Source organism: Coprococcus sp. AF21-14LB, assembly GCF_003458885.1.
Taxonomy (GTDB): Bacteria; Bacillota; Clostridia; order Lachnospirales; family Lachnospiraceae; genus UBA9414.
The window spans coordinates 48,501-70,832 of the sequence record NZ_QRVX01000005.1 but is presented as its reverse complement, the minus strand read 5'-3'; the positions used below and the strand labels follow the sequence as shown (position 1 = coordinate 70,832).

The 22,332-nt window shown below is 41.1% G+C and carries 18 protein-coding genes and 1 pseudogene; 18 read left to right on the top strand and 1 reads right to left on the bottom strand.

Going from position 1 to position 22,332, the window contains the following annotated elements:
* Window positions 1-249 precede the first annotated feature (249 nt).
* From DWX73_RS02270 to DWX73_RS02255, 4 genes are all read left to right on the top strand, one after another.
* A complete protein-coding gene (locus DWX73_RS02270) occupies window positions 250-1,260 on the top strand; it encodes a helix-turn-helix domain-containing protein (protein ID WP_118346539.1) in 1,011 nt (336 codons plus the stop codon).
* Between the two features lie 154 nt (window positions 1,261-1,414).
* Window positions 1,415-2,725 (top strand): Gfo/Idh/MocA family protein, encoded by a 1,311-nt coding sequence (locus DWX73_RS02265; protein ID WP_118346537.1) that lies wholly within the window; start codon window positions 1,415-1,417, stop codon window positions 2,723-2,725.
* A gap of 39 nt (window positions 2,726-2,764) precedes the next feature.
* On the top strand, window positions 2,765-3,961 hold the full coding sequence (locus DWX73_RS02260) for a Gfo/Idh/MocA family protein (protein ID WP_118346535.1): 1,197 nt from the start codon (window positions 2,765-2,767) through the stop codon (window positions 3,959-3,961).
* Between the two features lie 76 nt (window positions 3,962-4,037).
* Complete coding sequence (locus DWX73_RS02255) at window positions 4,038-5,120, top strand: M24 family metallopeptidase (RefSeq protein WP_118346533.1); 1,083 nt, start codon at window positions 4,038-4,040, stop codon at window positions 5,118-5,120.
* Window positions 5,121-5,203: 83 nt separating this feature from the next.
* Here DWX73_RS02255 and DWX73_RS02250 read toward each other — a convergent pair whose 3' ends face one another.
* Window positions 5,204-6,172 (bottom strand): Abi family protein, encoded by a 969-nt coding sequence (locus tag DWX73_RS02250; protein WP_242996541.1) that lies wholly within the window; start codon window positions 6,170-6,172, stop codon window positions 5,204-5,206.
* 202 nt (window positions 6,173-6,374) lie between these two features.
* Here DWX73_RS02250 and DWX73_RS02245 point away from each other — a divergent pair, with 202 nt between their 5' ends.
* From DWX73_RS02245 to fusA, 14 genes and pseudogenes are all read left to right on the top strand, one after another.
* Window positions 6,375-7,262 carry a carbohydrate ABC transporter permease gene (locus DWX73_RS02245; RefSeq protein WP_118346531.1) on the top strand — a complete coding sequence of 296 codons (888 nt, stop codon included), beginning with the start codon at window positions 6,375-6,377 and terminating at the stop codon, window positions 7,260-7,262.
* Window positions 7,263-7,299: 37 nt separating this feature from the next.
* Window positions 7,300-8,208 carry a carbohydrate ABC transporter permease gene (locus DWX73_RS02240; protein ID WP_118346529.1) on the top strand — a complete coding sequence of 303 codons (909 nt, stop codon included), beginning with the start codon at window positions 7,300-7,302 and terminating at the stop codon, window positions 8,206-8,208.
* Window positions 8,209-8,275: 67 nt separating this feature from the next.
* A pseudogene (locus DWX73_RS15725) lies at window positions 8,276-9,582 on the top strand (ABC transporter substrate-binding protein).
* 27 nt (window positions 9,583-9,609) lie between these two features.
* The gene (locus DWX73_RS02230) at window positions 9,610-11,154 is read left to right on the top strand and encodes a CehA/McbA family metallohydrolase (protein ID WP_118346527.1); all 1,545 of its coding nucleotides are present in this window, start codon (window positions 9,610-9,612) and stop codon (window positions 11,152-11,154) included.
* A gap of 3 nt (window positions 11,155-11,157) precedes the next feature.
* On the top strand, window positions 11,158-11,913 hold the full coding sequence (locus DWX73_RS02225) for an HAD family hydrolase (RefSeq protein ID WP_118346525.1): 756 nt from the start codon (window positions 11,158-11,160) through the stop codon (window positions 11,911-11,913).
* On the top strand, window positions 11,895-13,004 hold the full coding sequence (locus tag DWX73_RS02220; protein ID WP_118346523.1) for an ABC transporter ATP-binding protein: 1,110 nt from the start codon (window positions 11,895-11,897) through the stop codon (window positions 13,002-13,004). The genes DWX73_RS02225 and DWX73_RS02220 overlap by 19 nt, the downstream gene beginning before the upstream one ends.
* Window positions 13,005-13,194: 190 nt before the next feature.
* Window positions 13,195-14,787, top strand: a complete 1,593-nt coding sequence (locus DWX73_RS02215; RefSeq protein WP_118346521.1) for an ABC transporter substrate-binding protein — start codon at window positions 13,195-13,197, stop codon at window positions 14,785-14,787.
* Between the two features lie 104 nt (window positions 14,788-14,891).
* Window positions 14,892-15,845: an ABC transporter permease gene (locus DWX73_RS02210; RefSeq protein WP_118346519.1), complete on the top strand. Its 954-nt coding sequence runs from the start codon at window positions 14,892-14,894 to the stop codon at window positions 15,843-15,845.
* 13 nt (window positions 15,846-15,858) lie between these two features.
* Complete coding sequence (locus DWX73_RS02205) at window positions 15,859-16,719, top strand: ABC transporter permease (protein WP_118346517.1); 861 nt, start codon at window positions 15,859-15,861, stop codon at window positions 16,717-16,719.
* Entirely contained in the window at window positions 16,712-17,686 is a 975-nt protein-coding gene (locus DWX73_RS02200; protein ID WP_118346515.1) for an ABC transporter ATP-binding protein, read from the top strand. The genes DWX73_RS02205 and DWX73_RS02200 overlap by 8 nt, the downstream gene beginning before the upstream one ends.
* A gap of 11 nt (window positions 17,687-17,697) precedes the next feature.
* Window positions 17,698-18,678 carry an ABC transporter ATP-binding protein gene (locus DWX73_RS02195; protein WP_118346513.1) on the top strand — a complete coding sequence of 327 codons (981 nt, stop codon included), beginning with the start codon at window positions 17,698-17,700 and terminating at the stop codon, window positions 18,676-18,678.
* A gap of 216 nt (window positions 18,679-18,894) precedes the next feature.
* Complete coding sequence (gene rpsL / locus DWX73_RS02190; protein ID WP_118346511.1) at window positions 18,895-19,317, top strand: 30S ribosomal protein S12; 423 nt, start codon at window positions 18,895-18,897, stop codon at window positions 19,315-19,317.
* A gap of 222 nt (window positions 19,318-19,539) precedes the next feature.
* The gene (gene rpsG, locus DWX73_RS02185) at window positions 19,540-20,010 is read left to right on the top strand and encodes a 30S ribosomal protein S7 (protein WP_207659336.1); all 471 of its coding nucleotides are present in this window, start codon (window positions 19,540-19,542) and stop codon (window positions 20,008-20,010) included.
* A 105-nt stretch (window positions 20,011-20,115) separates the two neighbouring features.
* Window positions 20,116-22,233 carry an elongation factor G gene (fusA, locus tag DWX73_RS02180; RefSeq protein WP_118346507.1) on the top strand — a complete coding sequence of 706 codons (2,118 nt, stop codon included), beginning with the start codon at window positions 20,116-20,118 and terminating at the stop codon, window positions 22,231-22,233.
* Window positions 22,234-22,332: the final 99 nt, after the last annotated feature.

Here is a 22,332-nt window from a genome sequence, read left to right as displayed (position 1 = left end):
TGCCGGTATATATTTTCGGACATTGTTCGAAAAATTATTTATAAGAGAGATTTTATAAGAGAGATTTTGAAAGTGTCGTCTGATCACTCATGTGGTGGTTGGACGGCACTTTTGGCAGTTATTGGGGCGAAAACTGCTTTTGCAACTGCCGGTTGACGCATTTCCATGTGAAAATGGTAGTCTGCAACTGTTAAATCTGCTATGCTAAAGATGCTTAAGCGAGAGAAAATGACTTAAGGAGGAATGAAGATGATTTTAGCGGATAAGATTATGGATTTGAGAAAGAGAAATGGATGGTCACAGGAAGAACTGGCAAATCAGCTTGGAGTGTCCCGACAGGCGGTGTCTAAATGGGAAAGCGCAGCATCGGTGCCGGATTTGAATAAGATTATTAAGATGAGTGAAGTGTTTGATGTCAGCACGGATTATTTATTGAAAGATGCCATTGAAAGGATAGAATTGAACGATGAGATAGGAGATATGCCGGAGTCGAAAATCTATTCGTATGCAGAAGAACCGATAAGAAGTATTTCTATGGAAGAGGCGAACTGCTATTTGGAAATGGTGCAAATGACTGCCGGGAAAATTGCGTTTGGTGTTCTGCTTTGTATTTTATCTCCGGTGCTTCTTATTTTGCTTGGAGGCTTGTCGGATGCAGAAGGCGGTTATATGATTTCAGAAGCGACTGCGGCGGGAGTTGGAATGACTGTTTTGTTGTTGCTTGTAGCATCAGCGGTAGCGATTTTTGTTTTCTACGGAAGACAGTTGGAAGCATATGAATTTCTTGAAAAAGAAGTGATTGAACTGGAGTACGGTGTAAGTGGAATGGTAGAAAAGCAGAAGTCAAAATATGAAGGAACACATGGACGCCGGCTTGTACTTGGTGTTGTGCTGTGTATTTTAAGTGCGATTCCCCTCATGGTACTTGGAGCGATTGATGAAGAGGGAATGGCTGCAGTTATAGGGCTTGATTTCTGTATTGTGCTAGTAGCTGTGGGAGTATTTATGATTGTACGGACTTGTATTTTGTATGGAAGTTTTCAGCGACTTCTTGAGGAAGGAGATTATACTCGGGAGAAGAAGTTAGAAAATAAGAGAAATGATATTCTTAACACGATTTACTGGTGCACAGTGACAGCGATTTATCTCGGATGGAGTTTCTTGACGATGGACTGGGAACGGACATGGATTATCTGGCCGGTAGCAGGAGTATTTTACGGAGTTGTGATTGCTCTTGGAAGAATCTTTCGCGGGAAATAGAGTCGCAGAAAATAGAGGATTGTGATTTGTGGTAGCTAAAATCAAAGATTATATCTCTGAAATTGTATAGTAATTTGTTTTCAGATATGTTAAAAATAATATAGAACGAGTAATATGTTACTGTATCAGAAACAAAGACAAGGAGGATAATCCTATGAGCAAGGTAGTTACCATGGCGATCGCGGGACTTGGAAACCGCGGGAATGATATTTATGCACACTATCAGCTTGTGGCTCCGGAGGAAGTGAAGGTTACTGCTGTTGCAGATCCTATTGCGGCGAAGAGAGAAGAGGCGCAGCGTACGTATGGCATAGCGCCGGAAAACTGTTTTGAGAGTGCAGAAGAAATGTTGGCGCAGCCGCAGCTTGCAGACATTTGCGTAATTGCGACGCAGGATAAACAGCATGTAGCTCAGGCGGTAAAAGCGATTGAGCAGGGCTATCATGTTATCTGTGAGAAGCCGATTTCGCCGTCACTTCAGGAGTGCCTGCATTTGCAGAAGACAGCTCATGAACATAAGAAGATGGTTGCAGTCGGACATGTGCTGCGCTATACGCCGTTTTACAGCAGAATAAAAGAACTGCTTGATTCTGGAGTGATTGGAAATGTTGTGACGATTCAGGCAATGGAAAATGTAACATACTGGCATCAGGCTCACAGTTATGTCCGTGGAAATTGGAGAAAAAGTGAGGAGACAAGCCCAATGATCATGGCGAAGAGCTGTCATGATCTTGATATGTTTGCATGGCTGCTGGGAAAAAAATGCAAACGTGTATCTTCTTATGGCGATCTGTATCTTTTTAAACCGGAGAATGCACCTGAGGGAGCGGCAAAACGCTGTATGGACGGCTGTAAGGTAAAAGAACAGTGCCCGTATGATGCGGAGAAGATTTATATTACGAATCCGGAAACAGGTATCCGAGGACTTCAGGCTGATCCGGAGCGTGATAAGTGGCCGGTCTGTATTTTGTCGCCAAATGATCTGAGTGAGGAAGCCATTTACCAGGCGATTCAAGAGGGACCATATGGAAGGTGTGTATATGCCTGCGACAATGATGTTGTGGATCATCAAGTCGTGAACATGGAATTTGAAGATCATGTGACAGTTTCATTTACAATGACTGCATTTACAAGCAAGGGTGGCCGTACGATTAAAATCTGCGGAACACTTGGGGATATTATCGGGGATTTGAGTACCAACGAGATTACGGTAGCTCTTTATGGGAAAGAATCTCAAATGATCTGTGCGACAGAAGGAGACATGAGCGGACATGCAGGCGGGGATAACCGTTTGATTCATGATTTCGTCAGTGCGGTGCAGGAAGAAATGAGCGAGAGCAGTCTGAGAACAGGAATTGATGCTTCGATTGAGAGTCATGTGATAGCAATCGCAGCAGAATATTCCAGATGCCATGGCGGAGAAAGTGTGGATCTTGAGGAGTTTGTTCAGAACTGTGAAGAATAGTATTTTATTATAATAATAAAGAGACAGGAGAAATTAGAAATGAAGAATTTGAATGTAGGTATTGTTGGACTGGGAGTGAGAGGCTATTGGTTAATGAAGGATGTTATTCTGCTGATGCCGGGAGTAAAAGTAACTGCTGTCTGTGACGTTTATGAAGACAGAAATGAAAGAGCTGCCAAGCTGACAGAAGAAGTTTGCGGACATGTACCGGCAACAGAGACAGATTACAAAAAACTGATCGCAAGAGATGACGTGGATGTAGTAGTAGTTTCCTGCGCATGGGAAAGTCATATTAAAGTTGCCATTGATGCTATGAAAGCCGGAAAACCTGTCGGAATGGAAGTTGGCGGTTCTTACAGCGTAAAAGAATGCTGGGATCTTGTTGATACATATGAGGCAACACAGACACCGTTTATGTTCTTAGAAAATTGCTGCTATGGACGCCGTGAATTGATGGCTCTGAACATGGTAAAACAGGGATTATTCGGTGATATCGTTCATTGCCGCGGCGGATATATGCATGACCTGCGTGAAGAAGTCAGCGAAGGTGAGAAGAACCGTCACTACCGTCTGAGAAACTATATTCACCGTAACTGTGAAAACTATCCGACACATGAATTAGGACCGATTGCGAGAATTCTTAATATTAACCATGGAAACCGTATGCTCACGCTGACATCTATGGCGTCAAGATCTGCAGGTATCCAGGAATACATCAAAGATCGCATGAGTGATGATGAGAAATTAATGAATACAAGATTCGCACAGGGCGATGTTGTAAATACGATGATCAAATGTGCGGGCGGAGAAACAATCCTTCTTACACTGAATACATCTCTTCCTCGTTTCTACAGCAGAGATTTCACAGTTTGCGGAACAAAAGGAATGTATGAAGAAGAAAATGATACAGTATTTGTAGATAAGAAATATACTGCAGAAGAAGAATGGGATTTCAAAGCCAACTGGGGAAATGCAAAAGACTATGAAAAAGATTATGAGCATCCAATCTGGCAGAAGTTTTTGAACGATGGAGTTCAGGGCGGACATGGCGGAATGGACTGGCTTGTATTTGAGGCATTTTTTGACAGCATCCGCAATGGAGAACCTTGTCCGATCGATGTATATGATGCTGCATCATGGATGTGTATTTCTGCACTGTCAGAGGAATCTATTGCAATGGGCGGACATCCGGTAGCAATTCCGGACTTCACAAACGGAGAGTGGATTAGAAGATAAGAGGAAATTGACTTCTACTATCTGGCAGTTTATAATATTCTCAGTGATTTTATTTGAGCAAAGTGAGGTAATTGCAATGAATCAGGAGAGATTAGCGAAAGTATATGAATCGATGAAGGCAGAGGGCATCGGACAGTTTCTTGTAACAGATCCAATGGCAGTATATTATCTGACAGGCGCGATGCTAAATTGCGGCGAACGAATGATGGTTCTTCTTTTGGCAGAGGGAAAAGAACCAAAGCTTATCATTGGTAAATTATTTCCGCAGGACGAAGAAACTCTTGGAACAAAAGTAATCTATTTTGAAGATACGGATGATTATGTAGGAATGTTGGCTAGTGAAATGTCAGAAGATGGAGTTATTGGTGTAGATAAAGTATGGCCGGCACGTTTTCTTCTGGCGCTTATGGATAAGATGCCATCTGCAAAGTTTGTGAATGCATCTTATATCATTGATCATATCCGTCAGATTAAGACTGCTGACGAGCAGGAGAAGATGCGGGCTGCGTCTGCGTGCAATGATAAGAGCATGGGAGAATTGATTCCTCTTGTTGTAAAGGGGATGACAGAGAAAGAAATGGGAGAAGAACTCCTGAAGATTTATCTGAAGAACGGCGCTCAGGGACATTCATTTGATCCGATTGTAGCCTATGGAGATAATGCTGCTGATCCGCACCATGAGCCGGATGACTCAAAAGGGGTGTACGGGAACGCTGTTGTGTTGGATATTGGATGTATGAAAGACGGATATTGTGCGGATATGACAAGAACTGTGTTTATCGGAAAAGCTTCTGATAAGGCAAAAGAAATTTACGAAGTGGTAAAAGAAGCAAACCGCAGAGGGATTGAGGCGGCGAAACCGGGAGCACGTTTCTGCGATGTAGACCGTGCAGCCAGAGACTATATTGAAGAGCAGGGTTACGGCGCATACTTTACACATCGCACAGGACATAATATCGGTATGGAAGTCCATGAGTATGGGGATGTATCTTTTACGAATGAAAATGTACTGAAACCGGGTATGTGTTTCTCTGTAGAACCGGGAATTTATATTCCAGGAGTTGCAGGAGTTCGTATCGAAGACTTAGTATTGATTACTGAGAATGGATGCGAAGTATTAAATCATTATACAAAAGATTTGATTGAAGTAGAAGTATAGAAAAGTAATATAATGAATTTGAAAGATGAGAGCATTACGAAATGATCGGAAACGATTATAGAGGAATGCTCTTATTTTATATTTTATAAATTTTTCCAATTTGTTGGAAATCCCATTTTGGAAAATAGTACTTGCGGGGTAAGATGCGGGCAATTTTTGAAAGCAGAAAGGATTAATTGGTTAAGTTCTTTTTTGAATTGTTTAAAATCTTTGGTGTCAATTAGATAACGTAAGGCAATTACTACTGCAAATAAGTCTTTTTTACCAATTGAGTATTGTCCGTTTTTCTGTGGTAATTTTAATTCTTTGTGTAAGGGCATATCAGGGATTGCTTCATTTATCTGAAAAGAATAAAGACATTCATTATGAGCGCATATATTTCGACAGTTTGCGAGAATACGAATGAGCTGATGTAGTTGACTTTCTGATATATTAGAAAAATTAAGACTTATTTTACTGCGAATATCAGAAGTAGTATATTGATACATTTTAGAAATTTGACCGAATGTAAGTGCGTTGACAGTTATCCATAAAGGTACATTGTCATATGTTTTTGCATAATGGATAATATAGCGGTAGTGGCTGGGTAAAGAAATGGTTTTTACCAAAGTTGTGATTAGATGATTTATTTGGTTTAAATTTTTTTGGGTACAATTATAATTTTTAACAGATAAATATGCGGATTGTTGTGTGCCGTGTTTTTCACAAAAATAGTAGGCTAGCATAGATTTTAAATATTGTTCGACATGTAATATATATTTTAGAAAAAGGATTCTCAATTCTTCATCAAAGTAATAAAAAGCTGTAATCTCTTCAAAAGTGACACCGTGCAAATATTTTCCGGATGGTTTGTGTGTAAATATATCTTTATAATTATCAACTAATGAGAAATAACTCAATTTTTGCAGTATACTTTTTGTAGTTTCAAGGTCGGAAATAATAAGCTGTTTTTCGTTTATGAGTTTTTGAATTTGTTCATCATATGTGAAAAAAATTGTATTTTCTATGTTGGGAAACCTCCTTTGTTTATTAAAAAAGTGGAGCCCACGCATGGAACTCCACCGGCTGCGGGCATCGCAAGTTTCCGCAGCGCAACCACTAAAATCAATATATCATTAAAGTAAAAAGTTGTCAAACAAATTTTTGAGGCAGGTTATATATTGACCTGTCTATTTTTTTACACAGATTTTAAGTTTTCTACATTGGAATTTGATGTTCGTACGGTAGAATGCATTTTCGAAAGGAGAGTTAAGGATGAAGGAGAAAAGACTGCAGAAACTCAGATATACGGGAAATGTATTTCTGTTTGTAATGCCTGCATTGATTCCGCTGGTCGTATTTTGGATATATCCAATCTGTCGTTCGATTATGATCAGCTTTACGAACTGGGACTATATGAGCCCACAGTATGATTTTGTGTTTCTTGATAATTTTAAGATGTTGTTTCAGGACAGCCGGTTCTATGAGGCGGTAATCAATACGCTTGTATTTACGATCGGAACACTTGTACCAACACTTGTAGGAGGGCTTTTGTTAGCGCTCTTGTTGAGAAAGAATTTCCGTGGAAGTGGATTTTATAAGTTTATTTTATTTTCCCCGTGGATTACACCAACAGTAGCAGTATCCATTGTGTGGACGTGGATCTTTGAACCGGGAAGCGGTATGGCGAATGCGGTGTTAAATTTCTTCCACCTGCCGGGGCTTCAGTGGATTCAGAGTTCGGATACAGCGATGCTTGCGGTAATTCTTGTGACTGTATGGAAAAGTATTGGATATTCGATGATTTTTTATTTATCAGCATTAGAAAAGGTTCCGACAGAATTGTATGAGGCATGCGGTATGGACGGGGGACATCGGTGGCATCAGTTCCGAGATATTACAATTCCGTGCATTTCACCGACAACATTTTTCTTAATGATCATTACGATGATCAATTCTCTGCAAGCTTATGATCAGATTCAGATTCTGACGCAGGGAGGACCGTCGGGAAGTACAAGAACCCTTCTTTATATGTATTATCAGCTTGGATTTGAAGAATTTGATATGGGACAGGCAACAGCGGTAGCAGTTGTGATGATTTTGATTACAGCAGGATTGTCTGCGATACAGTTTGTGGCATCCAAGAAGTGGGTTCATTATTAGTTGTAAAAAGAGTTTATTGTGGAAAGGAAAGAAAATTATGGAAAGTCAGAAAATTGCACTGACACCGAATCGTCTTCCGAAGGAAAAGTCAGGGCATCTGGCTGTGAAGACAAAAGTATTTCGAGGGTTCAGCTTCGCGGGCAAAACGATTGTTCTGGCAGCAGTTAGTATTTTTACGGTATTCCCGTTTATATGGATGATACTCAGTGCATTAAAAACAAAAGCAGAGATTATGGATGTGACAGCATTTTTTCCAGCAGATCCCCAGTGGGGAAATTTTGTAAATGTGTTTACGGAATCTCCGCTTATCAGATATATCGGCAACAGTTTGTTTGTCTCAGCAGTAACGCTGCTGATCCAGATTGTAACAGGAGCAATGATTGCATATGCGATTGTATTTCTGGAATTTAAAGGGAAGCATCTTCTCTTTACGATTATTATGGGGACTTACATGCTGCCAAGCGCAGCCACATATGTTCCGTCGTATATTATTTTGGCAAATATGGGACTGCTGAATACATATACGGGGCTGATTATTTCTAATGCGGTCAGCATTTTCGGGATTTTTCTTCTAAGGCAGGCTTTTATGCAAGTGCCAAAAGGGCTTGTAGAAGCGGCGAGAATTGACGGCGCCTCTCACTGGCAGATTTTGTGGAGAATTATTACGCCGATGACAAAGTCTTCGTTTATTACCTTTGGGCTGATGAATTTTATCGCATGTTATAACAATTATATGTGGCCATCATTAATTACAGACGATCCGGAAATGAGTCTGGTATCTCAGGGACTTCGTCGTTTCTTTATTGAAGGCGGCGCTTATGGAACAAACTGGCCGCTGGTAATGGCAGGAAGCGCATTGATTATTGTTCCGCTCCTTGTATTATTTGGATTTACGCAGAAATGGTTTATCAATGGAATCGGCGGCGATACGGGAATGAAAGGCTAATATTAAAAAAGGAATTAAGAAAGTAATTAAGAAAGTAAATTTAATGGAAAATTTGGAGGAAATGATTATGAAACAGAAAAGAGTGATTGCACTTTGTATGGCAGCTGTTCTGGCAGCAGGAGTATTTACGGGATGTGGAAAGAAAACGGCAAATGCAGAAGAAGTTCAGAAAACAGAGGACGGAAAAGTACAGATTGATTTCTGGTATTCTGGCGGAAAGACAGCAGTAAATGTACTTGGCGATATGATAGAAAAATTTAATGATTCACAAGATACTTATGAGATTGTTGGTACAACACAGGCAGATTACACAGAGACATATGAGAAGCTTCAGGCAGGAATTGCAGGGAAAAATGCTCCGGATATGGCATTGCTTGACGTGGATAAATCACGGAATCTCTACAAGAAAGATTTGCTGGCTGATCTGAATGAGTTTATAGAAAAAGACGATAGTTTTGAAGAGGATGATTATATTCCGGTATTCTTTGACCAGGGAAAATATGATGATGACATGTTTGCAATGCCTGCATATGGAACAACACAGGTAATGTACTATAATAAAGCAGCGTTTGAAGAGGCCGGAATTAAGGCGGAAGATATTAAGACATGGCAGGATCTTGAAAAGGCAGCGAAGACAATGTCAAAAGGCGAAGCATTTTATGGATGGGAGCAATGTGGGGTTCAGGAAATCTTGTAGATGCGGCTTTAAGTAACGGAGCGAAAATCCTTAGTGATGACGGAAAGAAGGTTTTAATCAATTCTGATGAATGGGTTGAAGTCTGGGAAAGCTTCCGCAAATGGATTCATGAAGACAAAACAATGAGAATTCACTCTGGCGGTCAGGGATGGGAATACTGGTATAAAACAATTGATGATGTGCTTCAAAATAAAGCAGGTGGATACACTGGTTCTTCAGGAGACCAGGCTGACCTTGATTTTAACATCGTAGCAGCGATGGAGCAGCCGGGATGGGGCGAAAATGAATCTGCACCAACAGCAGATGCGCTTCAGTATGTTATGCTTGACAGTGCTTCTGATGAAGCGAAACAGGGAGTATATGAATTTATGAAATTCTTTACGACTCCGGAACATCAGGCAAAGTGGTCAATGAATACAGGTTATGTTGCAGTGCGTGAATCAACACAGGAAGTTCCGGAGTTTGCAGATTATGCAGAAGGTAATCCGCAGATTCTTGTGCCGCTGCAGCAGGCAATGCATGGCTCTATTCTTCCGGAAGACCCAACAGGAGGTAAGATTTTTGATGCGCTGACGATTGCGGCTGATAAAGTGGAAATTGAAGGGATTTCAGCGAAAGAAGCCCTTGATGAGGCGGCTGCTGCAGCTCAGAAGGCACTGGATAGTGTTGCGAAATAGTGTTTGGATGTACGAGGAGATTGTAACATGAAGAAAGAATTCATATTTCAAATTAGTAAATCTACCGCAGTACGAAGCGAGGAATCCGTAAGGATTCCTTTTGCTACGAGTCAGATGTTACTGCGTGTCAGATTAGAAAAGGAATATTCCGGCATGGGATATCTTGTTGTGTATGATCAGGAAGGAAGGGTAAGACTTTGGCATCTTCTTGGGCATGGAGAGCGTGAATTGCTAATTGGTTCAGGAGGAAAAGATACATCTGTAGGAGGAGTGCCGGGATCAATCGAAGCTGGAAACTGGAAAATAGAATTATTTTTGTTTACAGAGTACATTGCACAGTTTCTTGGGGATGCGGTGGTAAATTTTGTGATTGAGCTGGAGACTTTCGACGATGAAACTGCTGAGGAAGACGGCAAAATGCCATTTCAGGTTTCAGATGTAATAGGAGAGCAGGAATGGATTTCAAAAACAGCAGCAGGAAAGCAAATACTTACGGTGTTGGATCATTATGATTGGAAGCGTGAAGTCTGTCGGGAAACGATGTGGTATAAAGGAGACTTTCATACACACACAACACTTTCTGACGGGAAAGAAACAACAGCATCTGCAATGGAGAAGGCGAAACTGACAGAACTAGATTTTTATGTTCCGACAGAACATAATGCGATTCATACCGGCTGGGTGGATACGTCACTCTTGATTTTGCCGGGAATTGAAATTACGACAGAACAGGGGCACTGTAATTTCTTTGGTATCGACCGGATGCCTAAAGTGCTTCCACAATTAATGGAACATGTGGGAGATGAAAGTTCTGAGCAATTCATGTATGAAGCAATTGCGGAGGCAAAGGAAAGAAATTGGATTGTCAGCGTGAATCATCCGTTTCTTCATATCTGGAAATGGAAACACGGAGGTCTTGCGCTGCAGGATATGGACTGCCTTGAGGTGATCAATGATCCTACTTATCCGTATGCGAAAGAAGCAAATGAACAGGCGGTGGCATTTCTTGACCTGCTTTGGGAAGACGGATGGAACATATGGGGAGTGGGAGGAAGTGATTCCCACAATCTTTTAGAAGAGCGCTATGACGGTGCAGAACTTCCATCCATTGCCGGAGATCCGGGAACGTTTGTGTTTTGTGAAGGATTGTCTGCCAAAGAACTGATGAAACGGGTGCGCTGTGGAAATATGTATGTAAGCCGTTTCTGTATGGGAGCGTTTGAGATTTTCTGCAATGGAAACCGTTATTTGCCGGGAGATGAGCTGCAGTTTGAAGAAGATACGGTTTCGGTTGAGTATCATATTCGTGTGTATCACACAACGGAACGTATTTGCCTATATATGATTCGGGAGGGAAGACGTGAACTGCTTAGACAGACAGAAGAAGCAGATGGCAGTGTGACAGCGGAAGCAAAAGCAGAATTCAGGCAGGGAGAATGGTCTTACATGCGTGCGGAAGTAAGAAATGAGGCAGGAGAACTGCTGGCTTATGTAAATCCGGTGTATCATGGCAGGAAAACTCATGAATGTATGACTTTTGCTGAGGCAGTGAAAAAATTTGAGGGAAGATAAAGAATGAAGATTAAAGGGATTTTATTTGATAAAGATGGAACACTGATTGATTTCTTTTCGCTATGGCTGACGGCTGCAGAGCGAGCAATTCCAGAGTTTCTTGCGGAGCAGGAATTACCGCAGGATGAGGAAACAATCAGCTATGTGATGGAGGCTATTGGTGTTTGTGATGGGAAAGTAGATCCATGTGGAGCATTAGCATATAAATCTTACAGAGAAATTGCAGCAGATATCCGTGCTGTGTTTGCGCGTATGGGAGTTCTGATTGAACACTCGGATTCAGAGCTTGGAAAGCGTCTGGAAAAGATTTTTCAGAGAATTGTTACTGAGAAAAATCAGGAATATATACCTCTGGGAAACCTGAAAGAGTTATTTCAGGAACTGAAAGAGAAGAAGATTTACATCGGTCTTGCAACAGCGGATACATATGAATCGGCGAAGACATGCATGAAGCGTCTTGGAGTATTGGAATATCTTGATTATCTCGGAGCAGATAATGGAATCGTAAGACCGAAACCGGCCCCGGATATGTTGGAACAATTTGCAGAGCGTTTTGCAATTACACCGAGAGAAGTTGCGATCGTCGGAGATACTGCAAATGATATCCAATTTGCTAAGCAATGCGAGGCAGTATCGATTGGTGTATTAAGCGGCGTAAGCGGGAAGAAGGAACTGCGAGGTGCAGACTATGTAATTGACTCGGTTGAATACTTGCTACCACTTCTTGAGGAGGAGATGAAATGTCAGAAATTGTATTAGAACATGTAGGTAAAGTATATGATAATCATGTTCAGGTTGTAAAAGATTTTAATTTAACAATACCGGATAAAGAATTCATTATTTTTGTAGGGCCTTCCGGATGCGGGAAATCAACTACGTTAAGAATGATTGCCGGTTTGGAAGAAATCACAGAAGGAAATCTTTATGTGGATGGCGAGTTGATGAATGATGTGCCTTCTTATGACCGGAATATGGCCATGGTATTTCAAAACTATGCGCTGTATCCGCATATGACCGTCTATGATAATATTGGCTATAGTTTGAAATTAGCGGGTCTGCCGAAAAAAGAGATTGATGAGAAAGTACGCGAGACAGCGCAGATACTTGGACTGGAGAGTGTGTTGAAACGAAAACCGGGACAGTTGTCAGGTGGGCAGAAGCAAAGAGTTGCAATCGGAAGAACGATTGTGCGTCATCCGAAAGTATTTTTAATGGATGAACCGCTGTCAAATTTGGACGCTAAGCTTCGGGCGGAAATGAGAGTTGAAATTAAACGGCTTCATAAAGAATTGGATACGACATTTATTTATGTAACCCATGATCAGGTTGAAGCAATGACATTGGGGACAAAGATTGTTGTATTAAAAGACGGAATGATTCAGCAGGTAGGTACACCATCGGAACTTTATGAGCATCCAGCGAATCGGTTTGTGGCGGGATTTATCGGGACACCGCAAATGAACTTTATAGAAGGGATCTGTATGGAAGAGGAAGAGGGAGTGTGGTTATATTTTGACGCTCAGAAAATAAAAGTGGATCCGCGGAACGCATTCCGCCTTCAGGCAGGTAATTATATAGGACGAAAAGTCATTATGGGAATACGTCCGGAGGATCTGTATGTAGACAATGAACATCAGAAGAAATTTGCATCTTCTGTTATTGAAGAGAAATTAGAAGTAAGGGAGATGCTTGGCGCAGAGTCGCTTCTTTATTTCGAGGATGGTGAATTTCAGCTGATTGCAAAAGTGGCATCTTCTGCAGAGGCCCAGAGAGGAGAGGTAGTAAGGATCGCTATGGATCCTGAGAAAATGCATTTCTTCGATCCGGATAATGGGCAGGCAATCGCGTAATTATTATTGGAAATATGATCATTAGCGATTCGGATTTTTAGTAAAGTTACAGAAATTTTGCAGAATAGAAAAAGCAAATAAATGTAATATCATAATAAAATATATCAATTGGACGTTCCGGGAAACATTATATATAATATGGGCGTAATAAATAGATAGGCATAAAGCCTATATTATAAGGAGGAACGTCATGAAAAAGAAACTGGTAAGTTTATTGCTTTGTACAGTGATGGCTGTATCAGCTTTGGCAGGATGCGGAAAAGCAGACCCAGAGGAAGAAGCGAAATCAAAAGCAGCAGCTCAGGGTGAGACAACTGCATCTTCAGAGGGAACAAAAGGAACAGATGGAATTTTTACTTATGCAATCGGTGGTGATACAGGAAATACATTGAATCCACTGACAGCAGATGACCGTTTTGGTCTGATGACATGTCATCTGTTATACTCACCGGCGTATTATATCTATCCGGATGGAAAGGTAGAATACATTTTAGCAGAAAGTATGGAGGCATCTGAGGATGGCCTGACATACACAATGAAGCTGAAACCGGATTTGAAATGGAGTGATGGCGAACCATTAACTGCGGATGATGTGAAATATACTTACGATACACAGAATGAAAACAGCCAGAATATGTATATTGAAGGAAAACCGATTGAAGTAACAAAAGTGGATGATCTCACATTGGAATTTAAACTTCCGGCAGTTTGTGCAAGTGCATTTGAAATTATGTCTTCTGAGGCAAGCATTCTTCCGAAACATATTTTTGAAGGAAAGAATACATTTGATATTAATATGCTTGAAGAAGAAGTTGTAGGAGCTGGTCCGTATGTATTAGAAGAATATAAGACAGGACAGTACTTAAAGTTTAAAAAGAATCCGAATTATGCAGGCGGAGAAGCTAATATTGATACAGTTGTTTACAGAGTTATTGAGAAAGATGATACAGCAACACTCGCTCTTCAGAATGGAGAAGTTGATGCATGGATCGCACTTCCGGATCTTCTGGACCCGTTTGCAGACAATGAGAATTTTAATATCACAAACTACAGTGAAGGTCGTGTAGCTTATATGCGTCTTAACCCGGTTGCGGAGAGCATGAAAGATAAGAGCTACAGAGAAGGTGTGTTAAGAGCATTGGATCGTGAAGAGATCATGCTTGCAGCATACAGCGATAAAGAGTTCTTTGAACTTGGATACTCTTTCCTTCCATATAACAACGCTTACTACACAGATGATGTTGAAAAATGGGATCAGGATGTGGAAAAAGCAAAAGAATTGACAGCCAATGGTGCAAAAGCTCTTAAACTCTGCTTCGTAGAGGAAGATTCCATCCAGCAGAGAATGGCGCTGACAGTTCAGGCACAGTTAAAAGAAGTAGGTATTCAGGTTGAACTTTGCGGAATGAACCAGGCTGCATATATGAAAGCTGCTTATGACCGTACAAATACAGATTACGATATCTTCTTTGGCGGATATGTTATGGGAGTTGATCCAGACATGTACTCTATGCTGTTTGTGTCTACAAAAGATGATATGATCAACTATACAAGCCCTGAGATTGATGAGTTGTTTGCACAAGGAAATGCCACATTAGATGAGGCAGAAAGAAAAGAAATCTACACAGAAGTACAGAAAAAGGTTTCTGAAGAAGCTATTTTCTATCCATTTGGAACAAACTTAAGAACACTTGTTACATCTGCTCGTGTAGAAGGTGTTGAAGATGCGGGACTTGTTCCGATCTATACATTCGGAGATATGGCGAAGCTGAAATTAAAATAGAGGCAGACGGTAGAAGGGAAGCACAAAGTTGCCTCCCTTCTATTTATGATTAAGAGTAGCTGGCAGGAAAGTGTAGGCGCTTCTGTCAGGAAAAGGAGAAGAAGATGTTAAAATACATTGGAAAACGAATTCTGCAGGCAATACCGTTATTGCTTTTGATTACCGTAATCTGTTTTACATTGATCAATCTGGCGCCGTATGATGCGATTGATTCCATCACGACACCGGATATGACACAGGCAGAGATAGAAGCAAAGAAAGAAGCCTATGGATTAAATGACCCGATGATCGTTCAGTATGGACGGTGGCTTGGGAATATTATGCAGGGAGATTTTGGTTATTCTCTGTTATCTCACACAAGTATTAAATATGATTTAAAAATCCGTATTCCGGCAACAATTCAGCTTGTGCTGCCGGCATATTTAACAGCATATTTTCTGGCAATTGTGCTTGGACTGGTTGCAGGAAGTCATAAAAATAAATGGCAGGATAAAGTGATTGACGGACTTTGTTCTGTGGGAATTTCTATGCCGACTTTCTGGTTTGCAATGATTCTTATGTATTTCCTGGGATATAAATTTAAAATATTCCCGATTATGGGGATGCATACCATTGGTTTGGAACATTCTATTGCAGACTATTTCAGACATTTTGCAATGCCATACATCGTGTTGACAATTGGTTTCCTTCCGGATCTGACAAGATATGTAAGGGGTTCTACAATTGGACAGCTGAAAGAAGATTATGTAATTGTACAGCAGGCATTTGGTGCTAAAAAAGCAGAGATACTTTTGAAACATGTAGGGAAAAATGTACTGATTCCGCTAATTACGAAACTTGGAATGGCGCTTCCGATGCTTGTGACAGGGGCGGTGATCACAGAAACAATCTTTTCTTGGCCGGGAATCGGACCTTATTTTGTGAAGGCAATTCAGGCAATGGATTATCCGATTGTTATGAGTGTGCTTGTACTTTCAGGAACATTGGTCATTCTTGGAAATTTACTGTCAGATATTTTATATTGTCTGGTGGATCCGAGAATTAAATCGATGAAATAGGTGGGAGAAGAGTATGAAGAAAAATAGAAGACTGGAAAATGTCAAATATGAATTTAAAAATAATAAACAGGCTATTTTCGCAGCGATATATCTTGTGGTGATCATTCTTGTCAGCATTTTTGTTGTGTTTATCAATATTGATCCGGATGCTATAGATGTAGTGCATAAACTTCAGCCGCCATCATCAGAGCATTGGTTTGGAACAGATGAAATGGGACGAGACTATCTGATGCGTGTATTATACGGCGGAAGAGTTTCTCTTGTAGTAGGAGTACTTGCAATGTTGACGTCTATTCTCATTGGGATTGCAGTTGGGATGTCAGCCGGATATTTTGGAGGTATAGTAGATAATATCCTTATGAGAATTGTTGATGTATTTTCATCTATTCCGTGGATTATTATGGTTACTGTAGTAGGATTGCTGTTTAAACGGGGAATTGTTTCTATCATTATTGTAATCGGTCTGTTCAGCTGGATGGAGATTGCGAGACTTGTGCGTTCAGAAGTGCTTTCAGCGAAGGAAAGAGAATATGTGCAATATTCTAAATTTATTGGGGTTAATGCAGTTGAAATCATGGTTAAACATGTGCTCCCTTCTGTATTTCCTACAATTATTACAGCGGCGACAGCAGCAATAGCAAGTGCAATCATGGTAGAAAGTTCATTGAGCTTCCTGGGACTTGGTGTTGCGGCTCCAATGTCAAGCTGGGGAAGCCTCCTGCAGAGTTCTCAGCAGTATCTTCAGAAGGCACCGTATATGGCAATTCTTCCAGGTGTGCTGATTATTTTGACAGTATATTCTTTCAATAAGCTTGGAGATGTACTAAGAGTATTTGTAGAACCGAAGATAACGGCAGGTGAGAAAAATGAGTAAAAATGTGTTAGAAATCAATAATTTAAAAACGGTTTTTAAGAGCAGAGGACAGGAAGTGCAGGCAGTCCGCGGCGTGAGTTTTTCCGTAGGAGAAGGAGAGATTGTCGGTTTAGTAGGAGAATCCGGAAGCGGGAAATCTGTTACAATGAAAGCAGTACTTGGCATTCTGCCGGAGAATGCTGAAATTTCCAGTGACAGTCTGATGTTAAATGGAGTAGACCTCTCAAAGTTGAATGAAGATGAATACCGCAAAATGAGAGGGAAAGATATGACAATGATTTTCCAGGATCCAATGACCGCACTGAATCCGCTTGTGAAAGTTGGTAAACAGCTGGAAGAAGTCATTCTTAGACATAGTAACTGCAGTAAGGCTGAGGCAAAGAAAAAAGCAGTAGAAATGCTGGATAAGGTTGGAATCCCAACTCCGGAACAGCGTGTAAAACAGTATCCGCATGAGTTCTCAGGTGGTATGAGACAGAGAGTGCTGATTGCTATGGCGCTGGCATGTGAGCCGAAACTCCTGATTGCTGATGAGCCTACAACAGCGTTGGATGTAACGATTCAGGCTCAGATTCTTGATTTGCTAAAAGAACTGGAAGGAGAATATCATACATCTATCGTTTTGATTACACATGATATGGGCGTTGTGGCAACGGTTTGCAGTAAGATTGCAATTATGTATGGAGGGCTGATTATGGAGGCGGGAACGGCAGAAGAGATTTTCTATGACCCAAAACATCCATATACAAAAGCGCTGCTTCGTGCAATTCCGTCACTTGATCTGAAAGAGGGAGAACGGCTGCAGTCAATTGATGGATTGCCACCATCACTTGTAAATCCTCCAAAGGGATGCCCGTTTGCGGAGCGATGCGAATTTGCAACCGAAAGATGTCAGACAGCCATGCCGGAATACAAACAATTTAGTGAAACACACCGCGCAATGTGTTTCCTGAACGGACAGGAATAGGAGGACGGACAATGAATCAGGAAATTTTGATATCAGCAGAAGATTTAAAAAAATACTTTCCTGTCAAAAAGCTGCTTGGGGGAAAGACGCAGTATGTAAAGGCGGTAGACGGTGTTAACCTTGATATTTATAAAGGAGAAACGTTTGGTCTTGTTGGTGAATCCGGTTGTGGTAAATCTACGCTTGGACGAACATTGATCCGTATGTATGATGTTACCGGAGGAAAGCTTAGCTATAAAGGAAAAGATATTACAAATGCAAAACCGTCTGAAATGAAGGAATTTCAGAACAAAATGCAGATTATTTTTCAGGATCCGTATTCTGCACTGAATCCATTCTGGAATGTAGAAGAAATTTTAAATGAACCTTTGAAACAGATTGGAATGCCAGAAGCAGAACGAAAAGAGCGAATGGAATATCTGCTGAATAAAGTGGGAATGAAGACAGATGATCTTATTAAATTCCCGTATGAATTTTCCGGCGGGCAACGTCAGAGGATTGGAATTGCGAGAGCATTGACCGTGAATCCGGAATTCATTATGTGTGATGAACCGATTGCAGCGCTTGATGTTTCTATTCAGGCACAGGTTGTAAATATGCTGGAAGATCTCCAAAACGAATTTGGGCTGACATATCTGTTTGCAGCACATGATTTATCTATGGTACGATATATTAGTACACGTATTGGTGTCATGTATCTTGGAAATCTTGTGGAAGTAACGACAAGTAATGAGCTTTATGACAATCCGCTTCATCCGTATACACAGGCATTGTTGTCAGCAATTCCGGTAGCAGATCCACGAAAGGCGAAGAAAAGAGAGCGGATTAAATTAAAAGGTGAGTTGCCAAGTCCGATGAATGTTCCGGAAGGCTGTCATTTTTCACCGCGCTGTCCGTATGCGACAGATCAATGCCGGGAAGTGTGTCCAAAGCTGCGTGAAATTGAAAAAGGTCATTTTGTTGCCTGTCATCTGGCGGAGAAAATTTCATAGACAAGAAATGGATGTTTAGCCATGTAGCGAATTGAGCTATATGGCTAAATTTGTCCGAAAATATTGAGAAAAAAAGTGATTTTCCCCACTTGACAGTTTGGGAAAACCATACTACAATAAGAAAAGCGTGCACAGGAATGTTGCGTCATTTTTGTGTGCGAAGCAAAATTAGATTTTGCCAGGCAACCAACAGAAGAACCATAGGAGGTGAAAAGAATGCCAACATTTAACCAGTTAGTAAGAAAAGGACGTCAGACAGCAGTTAAGAAATCTACAGCTCCGGCACTTCAGAAAGGATACAACTCCCTGAAGAAGAAATCAACTGACACATCATCACCACAGAAGAGAGGTGTATGTACAGCAGTTAAAACAGCTACACCTAAGAAGCCTAACTCAGCTCTTAGAAAGATCGCCAGAGTTCGTCTGTCTAACGGAATCGAAGTAACAAGTTACATCCCGGGTGAAGGACATAACCTTCAGGAACATAGCGTTGTTCTTATCCGTGGTGGAAGGGTTAAAGACTTACCAGGTACAAGATACCACATCGTTCGTGGAACACTTGATACAGCAGGTGTTGCTAAGAGAAGACAGGCTCGTTCCAAATACGGTGCTAAGAGACCGAAAGACGCTAAGAAATAGAAAATCACTGATTTTCGGTAACAAATTAAGACAGAATCGTATCACAAACAGAACTATGATTCCTGTAGGTTGCGGGTTGACGCCTGCCGTAAGGCTGGCGGGATAGATAAAGTCCCGCACGAACACATTATCATTAGAAAGACACATGTGAGTACCGATGAATTAATCAGATCGCATTTCTGAATGGGAAATAGCGGAATAATGTTTAAGGAGGGAAGAACCGTGCCACGTAAAGGACATACTCAGAAAAGAGACGTATTAGCAGATCCGTTATACAACAACAAAGTGGTTACAAAGCTTATCAATAACATCATGTTAGACGGTAAGAAGGGCGTAGCTCAGAAAATCGTATACGGTGCATTTGAAAGAGTAGAAGCAAAAGCTGATAAGCCAGCTATCGAAGTATTTGAAGAGGCTATGAACAATATCATGCCAGTTCTTGAAGTAAAGGCAAGACGTATTGGTGGTGCTACTTATCAGGTACCGATCGAAGTACGCGCTGACAGAAGACAGGCTTTAGCTCTTCGTTGGATCACATTGTATTCTCGCAAAAGAGGCGAAAAGACAATGGAAGAAAGATTAGCAAACGAAATCCTGGATGCAGCTAACAACACAGGTGCATCTGTAAAGAAAAAAGAAGACATGCACAAAATGGCAGAAGCAAACAAAGCATTTGCTCATTACCGTTTCTAAATTTTGTGTTACAGAATTCCCGGCTGCGTGCAGCCGTGGAATTACTCTATATCAGAGGGAAATACTCATATAGAGACGTATCGATTATTATAGGAGGAAAAAACCTTGGCTGGAAGAGAATATCCATTAGAGAGAACCAGAAATATCGGTATTATGGCTCATATTGATGCTGGTAAAACAACAACAACAGAGCGTATTCTTTACTATACCGGTGTTAACCATAAAATCGGTGACACTCATGAAGGTACTGCAACTATGGACTGGATGGAGCAGGAGCAGGAAAGAGGTATCACAATTACTTCTGCTGCTACAACATGTCACTGGACACTTCAGGAAAACTGCAAGCCAAAAGCTGGTGCATTAGAACACCGTATCAATATCATTGATACTCCAGGTCACGTTGACTTCACAGTAGAAGTTGAGCGTTCCCTTCGTGTACTTGATGGTGCTGTAGGTGTATTCTGTGCTAAAGGTGGTGTAGAACCGCAGTCAGAAAACGTATGGCGTCAGGCTGACACATACAATGTACCTCGTATGGCATTCATCAACAAGATGGACATCCTGGGTGCTGACTTCTACAACGCAGTAGAACAGATCAAAACAAGATTAGGAAAGAATGCAATCTGCATTCAGCTTCCAATCGGTAAAGAAGATTCTTTCCAGGGAATTGTCGACTTATTTGAAATGAAAGCTTACATCTACAATGATGATAAAGGTGATGACATTTCTATCGTTGATATTCCGGAAGATATGAAAGAAGATGCTGAATTATATCGTACAGAATTAGTAGAGAAGATCTGCGAATTAGACGACGATTTAATGATGGAATATCTGGAAGGTGAAGAACCTTCAGTAGATGCTCTGAAAGCAGCTTTAAGAAAAGGAACATGTACATGTGCATGTGTTCCGGTATGCTGTGGTACAGCTTACAAAAACAAAGGTGTTCAGAAGCTTCTGGATGCTGTAATCGAATTTATGCCATCTCCGTTAGACATCCCGCCGATCACAGGTGTTGATGAAGACGGAAATGAAGTTGAAAGAAAATCTTCTGATGAAGAACCTTTCGCAGCTCTTGCATTCAAGATTATGACAGACCCATTCGTTGGTAAGCTGGCATACTTCAGAGTATACTCTGGTACATTGAACTCAGGTTCTTATGTATTAAATGCAACAAAAGGCAAAAAAGAGCGTGTTGGACGTATCCTTCAGATGCATGCTAACAAGAGACAGGAACTTGATAAAGTTTACTCAGGAGATATCGCTGCAGCGATCGGATTCAAATTCACTACAACAGGTGATACAATCTGTGACGAGCAGCATCCGGTAATCTTAGAGTCTATGGAATTCCCGGAACCAGTTATCGAGCTGGCTATCGAGCCTAAGACAAAAGCTTCTCAGGGCAAACTTGGTGAATCTCTTGCAAAACTTGCAGAAGAAGACCCGACATTCCGTGCTCATACAGATCAGGAAACTGGTCAGACAATCATCGCTGGTATGGGTGAGCTTCACCTTGAAGTTATCGTTGACCGTCTGCTTCGTGAATTCAAAGTAGAGGCTAACGTAGGTGCTCCTCAGGTTGCTTACAAAGAAGCAATCACAAAACCAGTTGATATCGACAGCAAATACGCTAAACAGTCAGGTGGACGTGGACAGTACGGACACTGTAAAGTTAAATTCGAGCCAATGGATGCAAACGGTGAGGAAACTTACAAGTTTGAATCTACAGTTGTTGGTGGAGCTATTCCGAAAGAATACATCCCGGCAGTTGGAGAAGGTATCGAAGAAGCTATGAAAGCTGGTATCCTTGGCGGATTCCCGGTTGTTGGTGTACACGCTAACGTATATGATGGTTCTTACCATGAAGTCGACTCTTCTGAAATGGCATTCCACATTGCAGGTTCTCTTGCATTCAAAGATGCTATGAAGAAAGCAGATCCGGTACTTCTTGAGCCAATCATGAAAGTAGAAGTAACAATGCCTGAAGAATACATGGGAGATGTTATCGGTGATATCAACTCTCGTCGTGGACGTATCGAGGGTATGGATGATTTAGGCGGCGGAAAGATCGTTCGTGGTTTTGTACCGCTTTCTGAAATGTTCGGTTACTCAACAGACTTACGTTCCAGAACACAGGGACGTGGTAACTACTCAATGTTCTTCGAGAAATATGAGCCGGTTCCGAAGTCTGTTCAGGAAAAAGTGTTATCTAATAAGAACGCTTAATAAATTATAATCAACAGGGATTAGCATTTGCGCCGGTCAGCGTAGGCTGACCGAAATCCCTTGATCAGCCTCATTTGCAGGCCTGAATATACAAAATTC